We start from the raw sequence: 15,897 nt of genomic DNA, 5'->3' as shown, positions 1-15,897 counted from the left end.
CCATGGTGACGACGCTAGGTCACCCCCCGACAGATCGCCGATACCGGGTCGCGCCCGCATGACGGTAGACGGTTGCTGGGGTGGGGTCCAACAGCATCTGTTGATGAACCTGTGGACGATGTGTGGATAGCCGTGGACGGCGGTGTTGAGCGGTTGGGGAGAACTTGTGGAAGAACATCGAGTTTTGGCCGGTTGCCGCAGATAAACGCACCATAGACATACCTGTGCGCTGTGGATGGAAATCTGCTCGGCGTGTCGGGCTCGGTTGCCGCTTCGGGCGTGTTGTATTGCCCGTGCTTGAGCCGGAGGTTAACACCGGGTTATGTTCGCTGAGATCTCCGCCGCCAGATCAGTTCGCCAGTACAGACAGCTACGCCCCGGTAAGAGCTGGCATAGCTCCCACCGGGGCGTATTAACGCTGCAGTTACTTCAAGCGGGTCAGCTGGCGGCAACCACGTCGAGCGACGCGGTGGCCGTCACGTCGCTGTGCAGCCGCACCTCGACGCTGTGTGCACCCGTGGACTTGATGTGCGCCTTGGGCAGGTGCACCGTCCGCTTCTCCAGGCTGGGGCCGCCTGCCTTCTTGATGGCGGACACGATGTCGGCCGGGGTGACCGAGCCGAACAGCTTGCCGGAATCGCCAGCCGTCTTGACGGTCAGCACCACCGGGCCCAGCCCCTCGATAGCGGTCTTGAGCTCCTTGGCGTGGTCCAGATCGCGGACAGCCTTGGTGTCGCGGGCCCGACGGATGTCGTCGGCCTGACGCTGCGCGCCCCGGGTGGCCACGATGGCCAGCCCGCGCGGCAGCAGGTAGTTACGGCCGTAGCCGTCCTTGACCTCAACGGCGTCGCCGGCGGCCCCGAGGTGGTCCACCTCAGCGGTGAGAATGAGTTTCATTGCTGCGCTCCCTTACCGCGTCGCCGAACCGAAAGGCAGCAGAGCCACCTCACGGGCGTTCTTGACGGCCACCGCGACGTCGCGCTGATGCTGGACACAGTTGCCGGTGACCCGACGGGCACGGATCTTGCCGCGCTCGCTGATGTAGGTACGGAGCAGGTTGGTGTCCTTGTAGTCGATGTTCGCCCCGCCCTTCTTGGAGCAGAACACGCACTTGCGGGTCTTGACCGGCTTCTCAGGCGCCGGCCGCCTCTTGTTGCTGGACTTAGCCATGGAGATTCTCTTTCAGGTTCAAACTTTGTGAGTACGGGACTCAGAAGGGAGGCTCGTCGTCGGCCCCGCCGAACGAACCCGACGCGGGGGCACTGCCCCACGGGTCCTCGGCCGGGGCGGCGGATGCTGCCGGACGGGAGTTCCCGCCGCCACCACCACCGAAGCCACCGCCACCACCACCGGAACGGCTGGCCTTGTTGACCTTGGCCGTGGCGTAGCGCAGCGAGGGCCCGATCTCTTCGACCTCGACCTCGACCACGGTGCGCTTCTCACCCTCACGGGTTTCGAAAGACCGTTGCTTGAGCCGGCCGGTCACGATGACACGCGACCCCCGGGTCAGGCTCTCGGCCACATTCTCGGCGGCTTCCCGCCAGATGTTGCAGCGCAGGAACAGTGCCTCGCCGTCCTTCCACTCACCGCTCTGACGATCGAACTGGCGAGGGGTGGATGCCACCGTGAAGTTCGCGACGGCGGCGCCGGACGGGGTGAAGCGCAGTTCCGGGTCGGCAGTCAGGTTGCCGACGACGGTGATGTTGGTGTCACCAGCCACTGGTGTCCTCCAGGTCCCTTGGATCCAAGCAGGATCGGTGTTCGCAAAACGCGGTCGCAGGTCAACCTACGGCAGCCCTGTGACGAACACCTTCCCTATGCTCAGTGCTTGTCGGTACGCATCACCTTGGTGCGCAGCACCGACTCGTTCAGACTCAGCTGACGGTCGAGCTCGGACACCGTGGCGGGCTCTGCCTTCACGTCGACGACGGCATAAATGCCTTCGGCGTGCTTGGCGATCTCGTAGGCCAGGCGGCGCCTGCCCCAGATATCCACCTTCTCCACCGATCCACCGTCATTGCGGACGACGTTCAAGAACGTCTCCAGCGACGGGGCGACAGTGCGCTCGTCGAGTGTGGGGTCAAGGATGACCATGATTTCGTATGGACGCATTAGAAACCCATCACCTCCTATGGTCGTTGCGGCCACGGCGTATCCGTGGCAGGAGGGTCGCCTGCGTCGGCAACCGGGTCAGGTTACAGGAAAACCCCTGGTGAACTGAAATCGTCGAGGTACATCACCGCAGCTCCGCGGGCAGCCCCGCGGCCGGCATGTTCTGGAACGCGATCGGGCGCACGAACCGCAGCGCGGCCGCGGTTCCCACGGAGGTGACGGTGGAGACGGTGGTGGCGGGCCACGGTCCCCCGTGCTGTTGGGCGTCGGTGACACTCACCTCGGTGGGCCACTGGTTCCAGATCACCCGTCCGGCCCGCTCGGTAAGCAGATCGAGCGCTTCGGCCGCCTGGGCGTCGATGTGCGCACCACCCTGGACACTGGCCGCCCAGGTGCCTTCGAACAATTCCAACACCCGATAGGCCTCGGTCTGGTCGCTGTAGCCGACCAACAGTGAACCGGGACCGAAGAATTCGGTGGTCACGATGGCGGGGTCGGCCAACACCTGCCCCGCGGTGGTGGCCAGCACGCGGGCGCCCGGGGCGCTCTTGGCCGCCGGTCCGATCATCGCCAGCTCCACACCCGGATGGTGTGCGGCCGCATCGGCGGTGGCGGTGAACCCGTCGGCGACTCCCCGGCCCATCAACGGACCCATCTCGGGGATGGTCAGACGCGCGAGGAACTCGGCGAGATCGGGTACCAACACCACCCCGGGATGCGTGCGAAAACGCCCGGAGTCCACCGTGAACGCGGCGACGAATTCGGAGGCGATCTCCTCGGCCCGCTCGCGCCACCCGGCTTGGGTCACCAGGACCGGGTTGGTGCTGCCCAGCTGGCCGTAGAACGGGATCGGGTCCGGGCGCGACATCGCCAGGTCGAACAACAGCCGCCCGCCGGCTCTGGACCCTGTGAACGTGGCGGCCTTGATCCGGCGGTCCTGGACTGCTGCCGCACCGTCACGACGACCCTCGATCAATCCGAACAAGCCGGCGGGAGCGCCCACCTCGGCAAGCTTCTCAGCAACCACCCGGGCCGTTGCCCGGGACAGATCGGGGTGGCCATGGTGCGCCTTGACCACGACGGGACAGCCCGCGGCAAGCGCGCTGACGGTGTCGCTGCCCGCCACCGACAGAGCAAAGGGAAAATGGCCGGCCGCAAAGACCAGCACCGGTCCGATCGCCACGTGGCCGCGGCGCAGATCCGGCCGGGGCCCGATGGGCCAGGATGGGTCCGCGGTGTCGATCCGGACATCGAACAGCTGACGGGCCAGTAGCCGCTTGGCAAACAGCCTGGCCTGAAAGGCGGTGCGGCCCAGCTCAGTTCGCAGCCGCGAAGCCGGCAGCCGGGTCTCGTGGCCTGCCATGGCCACCAGGTAGTCGGCATTGGCGTCCAGACCGTCGGCAACCGCATTGAGCCAGGCTGCCCGAATCTGAGCGCTGGCCCGGCGGGCGACGGGGGCCGCGTCAGCAGCTGCGTGCAGCGTCGCATCGAGTTCGCCGTTGGTCCCAGCCACTGTCTTCCGTCTCCTCAGGCGGCTCACCCCGCTTGCAGATGTTAGCGCTAGCATCGCCAGTCGCACAATCGCAAACGTGTGCCGACGGCCACGACATGTGCATGGTGCGGCGACGACTCCCCCACAGCCAAGCGTCGGCACCGACGACCGCGGGCGCCGCACATCCATGATCACGTTCGCCACGCCAAACCGGTTCTGCTGCTGACGATCACAGTGACGCCCGAGGCGTCCAAGACCTTTCTGTGGCACGCACCCGGAGAGACTCGGACGGTGAGTGAGCGCACACCGCAAACCTGGTACCGCTCGGTACCCTGAGATGCGACCACAACGACCGAAGGGGGCCTGGGTGTCCGGGGCGGGCCAGCGTCGGCGCAGGAGCGCGTCGTCGACCAGACGGGTCACCATGCAGGACGTCGGGCGCACCGCAGGGGTCTCCGCCCAGACGGTCTCACGCGTATTGAGCAGTCCAGAAAGGGTTTCCGAGCGGACCCGCCGCCGCGTCCAGCAGGCGATCATCGACACCGGTTACGTTCCAAACCTGGCTGCCAGCCATCTCGCCTCGAATCGCAGCCGCACCGTCTCCGCGATCGTTCCCGTGATGTCGGCGTCCATCTTTGCCGACACCCTCACCGCCTCGGCATCTCTGCTGACCCAGGCGGGTTATCAAACAACTGTCGAGAGCAGCGATTACGACACAGCGCGTGAGGAGGAGCTGGTCCGCGGAGCGGTGTCCCGACGGCCCGACGGTTTCCTCATCGTCGGCACACTGCACACCACCGAAACCATCAGACTGCTTCGCGACTACGGCGCGCCGGTGGTGGAGACGTGGGACTGCACCTCCAAGCCACTGGACACGCTGGTTGGCTTCTCCAACCGCGACGCCATGCTGGACATGGTCCGCTATCTGGTGTCGCGGGGGCATCGCAGGCTGACCTTCGCCGGTGTGCTGCGCTCGGGCGACGATCGGACCACCCGACGGTTCGAGGGGTTCCGCGCGGGTGTGGAAGCGCTGCTGCCAGACGAGCCGGTGCGTGTGGTGGACCTCGTCGGCCGGAGAATGTCGATGGACACCGGTAGCGAGCTGCTGTCCGCGGTCCTCGACCGTCATCCCGAGACCACGGCGGCGGTGTTCACCTCCGACATCTACGCCGCCGCTGCGGTGCTGGCTGCGCGTCGGCGCGGTATCTCGGTACCGAATCAACTGGCGATCACCGGCTTCGGTGACTTCGAGGTGGCCCGCCACCTGGTGCCATCGTTGACCACCGTGCACGTCGATGCCGCAGAGATCGGCACCCGCGCGGCCCAACTGCTACTGGCACGTATGCAGGACTCACCCGTCGAGACCCCAGCCGTCGACGTGGGCTATCGGATTGTCCCCCGCGAATCCGCCTAGCAGACAGTCGGTCTCATCGGTCCGGATCGAAGCTGACATGCCGCCGGCCGGTCGCCGGGTTGGCGCCCACGGTGGCGGTGACGCCGTACACCTGTGCCAACAGCTCCGTTCGCAACACTTCCGCGGGAGTGCCCGCGGCCACCACCTGTCCGTGCCGCAGCACGTGGATGACATCGCAGTAGTGGGCGGCGAGGTTCAGGTCATGCAAGGCGACAACGGCCGTGACGCCGAGGCGCCGCGGTAGGGCCAGCGCATCGAACTGGTGCCGGATGTCGAGGTGGTTGGTCGGCTCGTCGAGCACCAGCAACCTCGGCTGCTGCGCCAGTGCGCGGGCGATCAGCACCCGCTGCCGTTCGCCACCGGACATCAACGCAAACGGCTGCCACCGCAGATGCAGCGCGCCGACGAGTTCGAGTGCCTGCTCGACAAGACGGTCATCGGTCGCGTCGTCGCGCTGGAACATTCTCTTGAACGGCGCACGCCCCATCGCCACGACGTCGTTGGCCCGCAAGTCGAAATCACCTGCCGTGTCCTGGAATACCACCGCCACACTGCGCGCGAACTCGCGGCTCGACAGAGCGGCGATGTCCACCCCGTCGAGCAACACCTGCCCCGCCGCCGGCGCCAGGACACGCACCAGCGCTCGCAGCAGGGTGGACTTGCCGCATCCGTTGGGTCCGACGATACCGACCACAGCGCCCGGCTCGGCAATGACCGACACACCGTCGACGACGAGCCGACCGCCAAGGCGAACCGACACCGCCCGCGCTTCCAGGTGCGCGGCACTCATGGCGCCACCGCGCGGCGGGCATCTCGGCGGATCAGCCACAGGAAAAATGGGCCGCCGCACAGCGCGGTCAGCACACCCACCGGGATCTCCTGGGGCGCGGCCAATGTGCGGGCCGCCACGTCCGCCAACACCAGGAACGACGCGCCGGCCAATGCGGTGGCAGGGAGCGCGCGTCGGTGATCACTGCCCACCACCAGGCGCATGGCGTGCGGCAGGATGAGCCCGACAAATCCGATCGGACCGCTGACCGCCACCAGCACACCGGTGACCAGTGAGGTCAGCACGAACATCCGAGCCCGAAACCTGTTGGCGTCCACGCCCATCGTGATGGCTGCTTCGTCACCGGCCAGCAGCACATTGAGCGTGCGGGACTGGGCCAACAGCACCGCCAAACCCGCCAGCACCACTCCCATGGGCAGCCACAACGATGCCCAGCTGGCCCCGCCCAGTCCACCGAGCAGCCACGTGAGCACCTGCCGCGCCTGGTCGCCGGTACGGGCCATGATCAACATCAGGCTGGTGACCGCAGACAGCACGTAAGCCACCGCCACCCCTGCGAGCACCAGACGGGTGGTGGTGATCTGACCACCCGCCCGCGACAGCAGATAGACCACCGCCAGCGCACCCAGTGAGCCGGCGAAGGCCGCCACCGACACCGAGGCGAAGCCGAAAATCGCCACGCCACTCAGGATCACAGCCACCGCGCCGACAGACGCTCCGGAGGACACACCCAACAGGTACGGGTCGGCGAGCGGATTGCGCACCAGCGCCTGCAGTGTCATCCCCACCACTCCCAGTCCGGAGCCCACCACCGCCCCCAGCAACACCCGGGGAGCTCGTGACTGCATCACGATGGTCTGATGCTGTGGCTCAACTGGCTGCCGCAGGAGCGCTTTGAGCACCTCCGAGGTAGGGACCGACACCGATCCCACGGCCAACCCGAGCATCACGGCGGCCACGAGTACCACCAACAGCACGAGGATCACCAGCGGATACGGTGGGTGGGTTCTCACGCAGGCACCTTGGGCAGCGGGCAGTCACTGCAGGTGCGCCCGGCGGCGGTGCGGTAGTACAGACAGCAGCTGCGGCGCTTCGGGGTAGCGACAGGACCGGTGAGACGGCCGGCCAACGGTGGCTGTTCCAGCAGCAGCGCGGTGGCGGCGTAGCACGACCTGGCGCGACTGGCCGAGCGCGCTGCCAGCACCAGCGCGGTGGCGGCGTTTCCCCACAGCAGTCCGTCGGCCATCTTGACCGTCGCCCGCAGAAGTTGATGAAACGGTGCCAACTGCACGTCGACGACGTTGCGGTACAGCAGCCCTGCCACCTCACCGGGAGTATCTGCCCTGGTGCCCACCGGCGCGGTGAAGCCGAGTATCAGGGTGCTGTCGTCGGCGCATCCGTACTTCAGTGCGGTCAGGTCCGGAACCACCCGGCCGAACGCCCACGCTCCCAACGACACTGCCCACAGGCGTTCGGCGAACTCGTACTGCAGAGCCGAGGCCGCCACCCGCGCCTCGGTGGTACCCAGCCGGGTCGCCCTGGCCTCCAGCGCCGCACCAAGATCGAAAGGTGGTGGTGCGCTGTCGAGTTGGGTCTCGAAGTACTCGCCGTACCGTGCGGCCCTGGACAACGCCGCAACCAGCGTCATCAGAACCTGTCGGGGTGCAGCTGGGCGGCCAGCTCCCCCACCGCATACGGTGCGCGGACGCCGAGCACCGCGTCCTGCAGGGTGAGCACCGCGAACCTGTCATTGCGGATGGCGGGGACATCGGCCAGCTCGGGCCTGCTCTTGAGAAAGGCCTTCTTCTCCTCCACCGACGGGGTACCGAAGTAGTCGTAGATGATGATGACCTCCGGGCTGCGGTCGATCACCTGCTCCCAGGACACGTCGGCAAAGGTGTCCTGCACGTCGGCGAAAACATTGCTGGCCCCGGCCAATTCGATGATCTGATTGCCGATGCCCTGGCCGCCCGCGGTGAACGCGGTGCCCTCACCGCTGTCGTAGACGAACGCCCGCAGCGGCGTGACGTCCTGTACGGCGCCGGAAGCTTCGGCCACACTGTTCTTCATCTCGTCGGTGAGGCTCGCGGCACGGTCTGCGACACCGAAGATACCGGCGATCCGGTCGACCTCGGCGTACACGTCCGCCATGGTGATCGGTGACGTGGCGCAGTACTCCGGGTTGAGATAGGTGGTGACACCGGCATCGGCGAACGCTTGCCGGGAGCGGCCCTGGGCCTCGTCGAATGCGCTGTTGTAACCGCCGTACACAAAATCGGGATCGACCGCGATCACCTGCTCGAAAGACGCGTCCTTGTCCGAGATCTCCGGGATCGCCTCATAGGCCGCGGTGTACTGCGGCAACGGTGGATTGTCCGGATAGACCGTGCCGACCATCGAATCCTGCAGCCCGAGTGCGAGCATCATTTCGGTGGCGTGCTGATAGTAGCCCACTGCCCGGGTGGGCGGTTGGTCGACGGTAACCTGCACCCCGCAGTTGTCGATCGCGGAAGTTGTTGCCGTATCAGGGGTTTGGGAGCCACACCCGACAAGCAGTGCGGCGGCGGCGAGAAAGGTCAGGCAGGTGCGTGCAGACACGATTGACTCCATCCGGGATGTCCTCGTCCCAGAGCAGGGCGTCCGGCGGGGGCAGTATCGGACTCCCGGGTTCTACCCGGTCACCGTGGCGGGACCGCGCCGGATTCACACCGGCTTCCTGCTTGCCCATCGGAGCCGGCGGGTTGACCGGCAGTGCTGACAGTAACCGATCTGGGCCGCAGCCACGACGGCAACCAGGACGGTGGGGCATCGGGGGCGCGATCGAACAACCCACCTGACGGGTCGTCGATGCGCCCACCCCAGCGCACCAGGTCCTCGGCGGGGCGGTAGATCTGCCGGATCACCAGGACGCAGAGCCCGACAACCGCGAGGTCCCGCAACAGCACGGTGGTGGTGAGGGCCTGCTCGGGCAGCCCTTTGTTCTGCTCACCGAAGAGGTACAGCATCCGCGGCACCCACACCAGCGCGTCGATGGTCATCCAGGCCAGCAGGAGCCGACGGTGCGGCAACGCCAAGACCGCCAATGGCACCAGCCACAGCGAGAACTGCGGACTCCACACCTTGTTGGTCAGCAGGAAAGCCGCCACCACCAGGAGAGCCAACTGTGCCAACCTCGGCCGCTGTGGCGCCGTCAGGGCAATGTAGACGATGGCGGCGCAACACAATCCGAACAACAGTGCCGTGACGGTGTTGAGAATCGCCGGCGGCTCCCAGAACCCGAGATCGGCGTCGAAACCCGGCCAGCCGGTGAAGCTTCCGAACACGTTGTACAACGAGTCCATGTCCTCACCGCGGCGGCTGTTGAGTCGGAAGAACTCTGCCCACCCGGCCGGGAACAGCACCATGATCGGCAGGTTGACCACCAGCCACGCGGCCAGCGCCGCCGCCACCGTCTTTCCCGCCTCCGCCAGCCGATTCGACCTCAACGCCAGCGCCACGATGGGCAACAGCAGCAGCACCGGATAGAGCTTGGCCGCCACCCCGAGGCCGATCAGGACACCGGCCAACACCGGTTTTCGGCGTGCCCAGGCCAGCAACCCACCCATCGCGAAAGCCGTTGCCAGTGCATCGAAGTTGGTGAAGATCTGGAAGATCAGCAGGGGTGAACCGGCCACCAGCGCCGCGTCCCAGATGCGCCGCCCGGCCAGCATCGCGGTGGCCCACACCGTCGTCAGCCACGCCAGCGCCAGCCCGAACGCCGCGATGTTGAAGAACATCACCACTTCGGCGACGCCCGAGAGCACCGGCCACGACACCGCCCGCGTGAGCGCCGAATACGTCTTGGCCAATGCCATCGCCACGTACTGGTAGACACCGGTGATCACCGGATACTCCATGTAGCGAACAGCTGCGGTGCCGTCGTACTGGGTGCGGGGCTGGCCGTTCTCGTCGGTTTCCAACCAGCTCGACTTGTACGGGAACTTGCCCTGGCTCAACAACTCCGCGGTGTACAGCGGCACGGTGTCGGAATAGCACAAGCTGTAGTAGGCCCGCTGGTTCTCCCAGTTGGCCACCCGCTGATCAGCCGACCCGGTGCCAATGGTCTGCAGGCAGGGCGATTTTGTGGCCCACCCCAGCGCCAGGAACATCACGGCGATCACGAAGATGACCCGCAGCGGCGTGAAGAACCGCTGCCTGCCGATCAACGCGTGGCGTCCCACCGGGCCACCGACCACATCGGACATGGCCGACACCATCTTGTCGTTGCGGCTCGGAAGATCACGATCATCAGCGCTGCGGGTGTCCGAGGCCAGCCGCTGCGGCGAGACTTCTTCCGTCACGGAGCAGGCGGACCCGGCGGCGGAACAGGCGCAAGCGGATCACCCGGCGGCGGAACCGGAGCTCCGGGCACAGGAGGCGCACCCGGTGCCGGTGCGGGCACCGTCGTCGGCGGCCCCAGCGGAATGGTGATCCCGGGAGCGATCTCGAGACTCGGCTGGATCACCGTGCCGGGCGGGGGCGTCGGCGGTGCGGTCTCGGTGGGCCGTGGCGGCGGGGCAGCAGGCACACCGGCGTAGCCGCCGATCTCCGTCGGCTTGGGGAAGTCCTCGTTGTCGGTGCCGTCGAGCGCGCCGTCCATGGTCGCTTTCCAGATGTCCGACGGCAGCCCCGAACCGTAGACCGGCGAGCCCCATTGATTCTCCAGGGGTTTGGTGCCCTCGGTGGTGCCCACCCAGACCGCCGTCGACAGCGACGGGGTGTACCCGACCATCCACGCGTCACGGTTGTCGCCGGTGTCGCCGAGCTGGTTGGTGCCCGTCTTGGCCGCCGACTTCCGGCCCCGGCCAGATTGTGCCCGTTGGCATATCCGGCAATGGGCTGCATGGCGGCAGTGACGTTGTCGGCGACCGCCTTGTCGATGCGCTGCTCACCCTCGGTGTCCTGGTTGGCCGCGTCGAACAGCACCTGGCCCTGGGCGTTGACCACCTTCTGCACAAAATGTGGGCGATGGTAAACGCCGGAGTCAGCCAGCGTGGCGTACGCCGAGGCCATGTCGAGAACCCGGGATTGATACTGCCCCAACACCACACCGTTGTTCGGCGGGCCGCCCTGGCCGTCCTCACTGAGCGTGTGTTCCACCCCGGGGAAGCTCTCGGCGATACCGGCACGGTGCGCAGCGTCGGCGACGTCGGCCGGGCCGTTGTCGAGCTCCAGCATCAACCGGTAGAAACTGGTGTTCAGCGAACGCTTGAGTGCTTCGGCGATGTTGCAGGTGCCGCAGTTGCTGCCCTCGACATTGCTGATCTGGATGCCGTTGACCGTGAGCGGCGACGAGTCGACCTGATAGCCCAAACCTTTGCCCTGCTCGAGAGCAGCAACGAGGGCGAACACCTTGAACGACGAGCCGGTGGGCAGGCCGGCCTGGGCGAAGTCGAATCCGTTGGCGTCGGCGCCACCGTAGTAGGCCTTGATCGCGCCCGTCTTCGGATCGATGGACACCACCGCCGACCGCATGTCGGGATCCTGACCTTCCAGCGTTTCGGTGACCGCCGCTTCGGCCGCGCTCTGCGCCTTGGGATCAATGGTGGTGGTGATCTGCAGGCCCTCGGTGTTGAGCTGCTGTTCGTTGATGTCGAACAACGTCAGCAACTCGGCGATGACCTGCCGTTCGATCAGGCCGTTGGGCCCGGTGGTCTGATTGGCGGTCTGCGCCTGATCCGGTGGGATGGTCGGCGGAAAGACCTGCGCGTCGCGATCCTGCGGCGACAACGCACCGATCTCGACCATGCCGTCGAGCACCCAGTTCCAGCGGTCCGTCGCACCCTCGAGATCCACCGCGGGATCCAGGGCGGACGGGCGCTGGATCAGCGCCGCCAGCAGGGCGCCCTCGGCCACGCTGAGTTGTTCGACGGGTTTGGCGAAGTACGCCTGCGCCGCGGCCGCCACACCATAGGCGCCGCGACCGAAGTAGATGATGTTCAGATACGACTGCATCACCTGGTCTTTGGACCACTCACTGGACATCTTGGTGGAGATGACCAGCTCCTTGGCCTTGCGGATGACACCGCCGATACCTGAACGGGCGTCACCGACCAGTGCGTTCTTGACGTACTGCTGGGTGATGGTGGAGGCGCCCTGCAGATCCCCGCCGGTGAGGTTGTTCTTGGCGGCTCGCAGGAACCCGGTGAACGAGAAACCCGGATTGGAGTAGAAGTCGCGGTCTTCCGCGGCCATCACGGCATCGCGCACCGACACCGGAATCTGGTCGATGTTGACGTCCACCCGGTTGCCTTCCGGGGGAATGATCCTGGCCAGCTCAGAACCGTCGCTGGCCAGGATCGTCGACACCTGGGCCGTGCGGATGTCGCCCGGCTTGGGTACCTCGACGATGAAGTAGGCCATACCGAACGTGATGATCGGCAACAAGATCAGCACGGCCGCGCACATCGCGGCACCACGCCGGACCCATTTCCAGTTGATCTGGGAGGGTTTCTTCGGCGGCTCGCCACCACCGGGCGGTCCGCCACCGCCGTGCGGGGGTCTGGGTGGGGGCGGGGTGCCGTCGAGTGCCGCTTTGACTACATCGATCGGGTCGCGCAGGCGCGGATCGGGAGTGTCCCGCACCGGCGGGATGACCGATGTCGGTCGCTGGTCCGGGCGATGCTGAGGCTGCGAGGGAAGGCGACGGGTCTCGTGTTCTGATCTGGCGTGCGCACCACCGGCCCCTGACCCACGCTGGACATCAGAAGCCGACCTCTCGTGCCGCCCCGGACTACTCACTGGCCGTTCGCGCGCCCTTGCGCGCCGTCCGGGTACGTGGCGCCTTCGGAGACCGTGGCGCGCCCAGCACATATGACTTGACCAGATGGTTCCAGCTGCAAGTCCGGCATACCTCCACCACGTGTACGGAGAACTCCTCGTGCTTGGTCGCCAACAGGACCAATTCCTCGGCGGTGCGTGCCGAGCCTGACACCGGACCCAGGTGATCACCAAACACCCAGGAGACCAGCGTCAGCTGTTCCTTGCGGCAGATCGGACACATCACCGAACTGGTCTTTCCGTGAAACTTCGCGGCGCGCAACAGGTAGGGGTTGGCATCACAAACCTCGGAGACGCCCGTGCGGCCGGAATACACCTCGGCCAGCAGGGATCGCCGCCGAAGCGCGTAATCCACCACCTGTCGCTGCAATCGCACGATCACAAGAGTACGTCGGCCCTGCAGCCGTCGAGGCGGGACGGGCCGGGGGTGCGTACCAAACCGGGCATCTGGCCAGCACCAACGGCACGCATGATGCCCGTCACTTCGACCGCGGGGAAATCCCATACCCTCTATCGCGTGGCAACGCGTCAAACAGCAGGTACACGGGCCAAAGACACCAACCGCAACGACACCTGCACGGTGCTCGACAGTGCGCTGGCCGACGGTCAGCTCTCGATGGAAGAGCACCGGCAGCGAGTGGCCTCCGCCACCACCGCGTCCACACTGGGGGAACTGCAGGCGCTGGTCGCCGATCTGCAGATCGAGAACGCGCCCGTCAAACTGCCCGACCTGAAGAAGCCGTCGGCGACGGACGCCGGGCCGGGCGTCGGCTGGGGATTGCGCGCCGCGGTGGCGGCCGTTCTGGTGGTGCTCGGGATCGGTATCGGCTGGGGGTTGTACGGCAACACCAGTTCACCGCTGAGCTTCGAATCCGATCCGGGCGCCAAGGACGACGGCATCCCGGCGACCGTGCTGACCCCGCCGCGACAGCTGCACTCGCTCGGCGGGCTGACGGGACTGTTCGAGCAGATGCGGCAGAAGTTCGGCGACACCATGGGCTACGACCTGACGATCTACTCCGACTACGCCTCGCTGGATCGGGCCGACCCCGCAGAGCCGCGGCGCGCTCTGAGCTACTCCTATCGGGGCGGATTCGACGACCCCACCGAGACCAGCATGAGCAACGATGCCCGGCTGGTGGATCTGGCGGCGTTCGACATCCCCACCTTCGTCGGCATCCTGCGCGGCGCTCCCGAGACGCTGGGAATCGATCCGGCCGAGGTGGAGACCGTCTACATGACCGTCGGCCCCAGCGACGACATGACCGCACCGCCGGAGGCCATCGAGATCAGCATCTACGTCTCCCCGAGTTCGGGAACAGCGGCTACCTCGAACTGGGCGGCGACGGGCAGATCAAACGGGTCTCGTACCCCAGCGGGTAACCCAGGCCCTCTCGTTTCCGGCCTGATCTGCTTCGCTCGGTCCGCCCGGGCGTCCTCTTGTTGTTGCCCGGATGTCGGACTGATGTAGCGGCGTATATATCGGCGCGATACTATTGCGCGAGGTGTCGAACCGCCGTAACGGACAACCAGGGAGGTGATTGGAGTGTTGGAACTCGCGATTCTCGGTCTCCTGCTCGAATCGCCCATGCATGGCTATGAACTCCGCAAGCGGCTGACCGGACTCCTGGGCGCATTCCGCGCCTTCTCCTACGGTTCGCTGTATCCGGCCCTGCGCCGGATGCAGACCGACGGGCTCATCGTCGAGGATGCGGCTCCGGAGGGAACCACCAAGGTGCGGCGGGCTCGTCGCGTCTACCAGCTCTCCGAGGCCGGGCGGCAGCGGTTCAACGAGCTGGTGGCCGATACGGGTCCGCAGAACTACACCGACGACGGCTTCGGTGTGCACCTGGCCTTCTTCAACCGCACCCCGGCCGAGGCCAGGATGCGAATCCTCGAGGGCCGCCGCCGTCAGGTGGAGGAACGCCGCGAAGGGCTGCGTGAAGCCGTCGCGCGGGCCAGCAGTTCGTTGGATCGGTACACCCGCCAGCTCCACCAACTCGGGCTGGAGTCCAGCGAGCGCGAAGTGAAGTGGCTCAACGAGCTCATCGCCGCCGAGCGCGTCGCCAACGGCCGAACCGATCAGCCGTAACAACGTCAAGAAGCAGTTATCTGATGAAGGGATACGTCCATGACTGACCAGGACATCCGGGTCGCGATCGTCGGCGTCGGAAACTGCGCGTCCTCACTGGTGCAGGGTGTGCAGTACTACAAGGACGCCGACGAGAACTCCACCGTCCCCGGCCTGATGCACGTCAAGTTCGGCCGCTACCACGTCCGGGACGTGAAGTTCGTCGCCGCCTTCGACGTGGACGCCAAGAAGGTCGGCTTCGACCTGTCCGAGGCCATCTTCGCCTCCGAGAACAACACCATCAAGATCGCGGACGTGCCGCCCACCGACGTCATCGTGCAGCGCGGCCCCACCCTGGACGGTATCGGCAAGTACTACGCCGAGACCATCGAGGTGTCCGACGCCGAAACCGTCGACGTGGTCAAGGCCCTCAAGGACGCCAAGGTGGACGTCCTGGTGTCCTACCTGCCGGTGGGCTCGGAAGAGGCCGACAAGTTCTACGCCCAGTGCGCCATCGACGCCGGCGTGGCCTTCGTCAACGCGCTGCCCGTGTTCATCGCCTCGGATCCGGTGTGGGCCAAGAAGTTCGAAGACGCCGGTGTCCCGATCGTCGGCGACGACATCAAGAGCCAGGTGGGCGCCACCATCACCCACCGTGTGATGGCCAAGCTGTTCGAAGACCGCGGCGTGCAGCTGGACCGCACCATGCAGCTCAACGTCGGCGGCAACATGGACTTCCTCAACATGCTGGAGCGCTCGCGCCTGGAATCGAAGAAGATCTCCAAGACCCAGGCCGTTACCTCCAACCTGCAGCGCGAGTTCAACACCAAGGACGTGCACATCGGCCCGTCCGATCACGTCGGCTGGCTCGATGACCGCAAGTGGGCCTACGTCCGCCTCGAAGGCCGCGCCTTCGGTGACGTGCCGCTGAACCTCGAGTACAAGCTCGAGGTCTGGGACTCCCCCAACTCCGCCGGCGTCATCATCGACGCGGTGCGCGCCGCCAAGATCGCCAAGGACCGCGGTATCGGTGGCCCCGTCGAGGCGGCCTCGGCCTACCTGATGAAGAGCCCGCCGAAGCAGCTGGCCGACGACGTGGCCCGCACGCAGCTCGAGAACTACATCCAGGGCTAGGTTCTTCCACGATCTGTGGAGTCTGAGCGGCGCGGTGCGCGTCGGTCAGGCTCCACAGATCGCTT

General features: G+C 66.4%; 14 protein-coding genes, 2 pseudogenes and 1 riboswitch. Of the genes and pseudogenes, 4 read left to right on the top strand and 12 right to left on the bottom strand.

Going from position 1 to position 15,897, the window contains the following annotated elements:
- Positions 1-438: 438 nt before the first annotated feature.
- The 5 genes from rplI to BVC93_RS12315 all read right to left on the bottom strand — a co-directional run bounded on the left by rplI (position 439) and on the right by BVC93_RS12315 (position 3,625).
- The gene (rplI, locus tag BVC93_RS12335; RefSeq protein WP_083737530.1) at positions 439-897 is read right to left on the bottom strand and encodes a 50S ribosomal protein L9; all 459 of its coding nucleotides are present in this window, start codon (positions 895-897) and stop codon (positions 439-441) included.
- Between the two features lie 12 nt (positions 898-909).
- Positions 910-1,170: a 30S ribosomal protein S18 gene (rpsR, locus tag BVC93_RS12330; RefSeq protein WP_068919364.1), complete on the bottom strand. Its 261-nt coding sequence runs from the start codon at positions 1,168-1,170 to the stop codon at positions 910-912.
- Positions 1,171-1,210: 40 nt separating this feature from the next.
- Positions 1,211-1,720: a single-stranded DNA-binding protein gene (locus BVC93_RS12325; RefSeq protein ID WP_083737528.1), complete on the bottom strand. Its 510-nt coding sequence runs from the start codon at positions 1,718-1,720 to the stop codon at positions 1,211-1,213.
- Between the two features lie 101 nt (positions 1,721-1,821).
- On the bottom strand, positions 1,822-2,112 hold the full coding sequence (rpsF, locus tag BVC93_RS12320) for a 30S ribosomal protein S6 (RefSeq protein ID WP_083737526.1): 291 nt from the start codon (positions 2,110-2,112) through the stop codon (positions 1,822-1,824).
- A gap of 124 nt (positions 2,113-2,236) precedes the next feature.
- On the bottom strand, positions 2,237-3,625 hold the full coding sequence (locus BVC93_RS12315) for an aldehyde dehydrogenase family protein (protein ID WP_236950336.1): 1,389 nt from the start codon (positions 3,623-3,625) through the stop codon (positions 2,237-2,239).
- Between the two features lie 346 nt (positions 3,626-3,971).
- Here BVC93_RS12315 and BVC93_RS12310 point away from each other — a divergent pair, with 346 nt between their 5' ends.
- Positions 3,972-5,018, top strand: a complete 1,047-nt coding sequence (locus BVC93_RS12310; protein ID WP_197687539.1) for a LacI family DNA-binding transcriptional regulator — start codon at positions 3,972-3,974, stop codon at positions 5,016-5,018.
- A gap of 13 nt (positions 5,019-5,031) precedes the next feature.
- On the opposite strand, the gene BVC93_RS12305 is transcribed toward BVC93_RS12310, so the two are convergent.
- From BVC93_RS12305 to BVC93_RS12275, 7 genes and pseudogenes are all read right to left on the bottom strand, one after another.
- Positions 5,032-5,808 carry an ABC transporter ATP-binding protein gene (locus tag BVC93_RS12305; RefSeq protein ID WP_083737522.1) on the bottom strand — a complete coding sequence of 259 codons (777 nt, stop codon included), beginning with the start codon at positions 5,806-5,808 and terminating at the stop codon, positions 5,032-5,034.
- On the bottom strand, positions 5,805-6,821 hold the full coding sequence (locus BVC93_RS12300) for a FecCD family ABC transporter permease (protein ID WP_442929047.1): 1,017 nt from the start codon (positions 6,819-6,821) through the stop codon (positions 5,805-5,807). Before BVC93_RS12300 ends, BVC93_RS12305 begins: the two co-directional genes overlap by 4 nt.
- Positions 6,818-7,456: a (2Fe-2S)-binding protein gene (locus tag BVC93_RS12295; RefSeq protein ID WP_083737521.1), complete on the bottom strand. Its 639-nt coding sequence runs from the start codon at positions 7,454-7,456 to the stop codon at positions 6,818-6,820. The genes BVC93_RS12300 and BVC93_RS12295 overlap by 4 nt, the downstream gene beginning before the upstream one ends.
- The gene (locus BVC93_RS12290) at positions 7,456-8,406 is read right to left on the bottom strand and encodes an ABC transporter substrate-binding protein (RefSeq protein ID WP_236950335.1); all 951 of its coding nucleotides are present in this window, start codon (positions 8,404-8,406) and stop codon (positions 7,456-7,458) included. The genes BVC93_RS12295 and BVC93_RS12290 overlap by 1 nt, the downstream gene beginning before the upstream one ends.
- A gap of 27 nt (positions 8,407-8,433) precedes the next feature.
- A riboswitch (cobalamin riboswitch) is annotated at positions 8,434-8,573 on the bottom strand.
- A pseudogene (locus tag BVC93_RS12285) lies at positions 8,547-10,148 on the bottom strand (glycosyltransferase family 87 protein); the annotation flags it as partial. It overlaps the preceding riboswitch by 27 nt.
- Positions 10,145-12,588, bottom strand: a pseudogene (locus BVC93_RS12280) (transglycosylase domain-containing protein). The pseudogenes BVC93_RS12280 and BVC93_RS12285, both read right to left, overlap by 4 nt.
- Positions 12,581-13,003: a DUF5318 domain-containing protein gene (locus BVC93_RS12275; protein WP_083740987.1), complete on the bottom strand. Its 423-nt coding sequence runs from the start codon at positions 13,001-13,003 to the stop codon at positions 12,581-12,583. The pseudogene BVC93_RS12280 and the gene BVC93_RS12275 overlap by 8 nt, the downstream one beginning before the upstream one ends.
- Before the next feature lie 141 nt (positions 13,004-13,144).
- Here BVC93_RS12275 and BVC93_RS12270 point away from each other — a divergent pair, with 141 nt between their 5' ends.
- The 3 genes from BVC93_RS12270 to BVC93_RS12260 all read left to right on the top strand — a co-directional run bounded on the left by BVC93_RS12270 (position 13,145) and on the right by BVC93_RS12260 (position 15,832).
- Positions 13,145-14,098, top strand: coding sequence for a DUF1707 SHOCT-like domain-containing protein (locus BVC93_RS12270; protein ID WP_192860282.1), 954 nt, complete (start codon positions 13,145-13,147; stop codon positions 14,096-14,098).
- 75 nt (positions 14,099-14,173) lie between these two features.
- On the top strand, positions 14,174-14,719 hold the full coding sequence (locus BVC93_RS12265) for a PadR family transcriptional regulator (protein ID WP_083737519.1): 546 nt from the start codon (positions 14,174-14,176) through the stop codon (positions 14,717-14,719).
- Between the two features lie 39 nt (positions 14,720-14,758).
- Positions 14,759-15,832, top strand: a complete 1,074-nt coding sequence (locus BVC93_RS12260; protein WP_083737517.1) for an inositol-3-phosphate synthase — start codon at positions 14,759-14,761, stop codon at positions 15,830-15,832.
- Positions 15,833-15,897 lie beyond the last annotated feature (65 nt).

This window comes from Mycobacterium sp. MS1601, assembly GCF_001984215.1.
GTDB lineage: Bacteria > Actinomycetota > Actinomycetes > Mycobacteriales > Mycobacteriaceae > Mycobacterium.
This window is presented reverse-complemented; position numbering and strand designations above follow the sequence as displayed.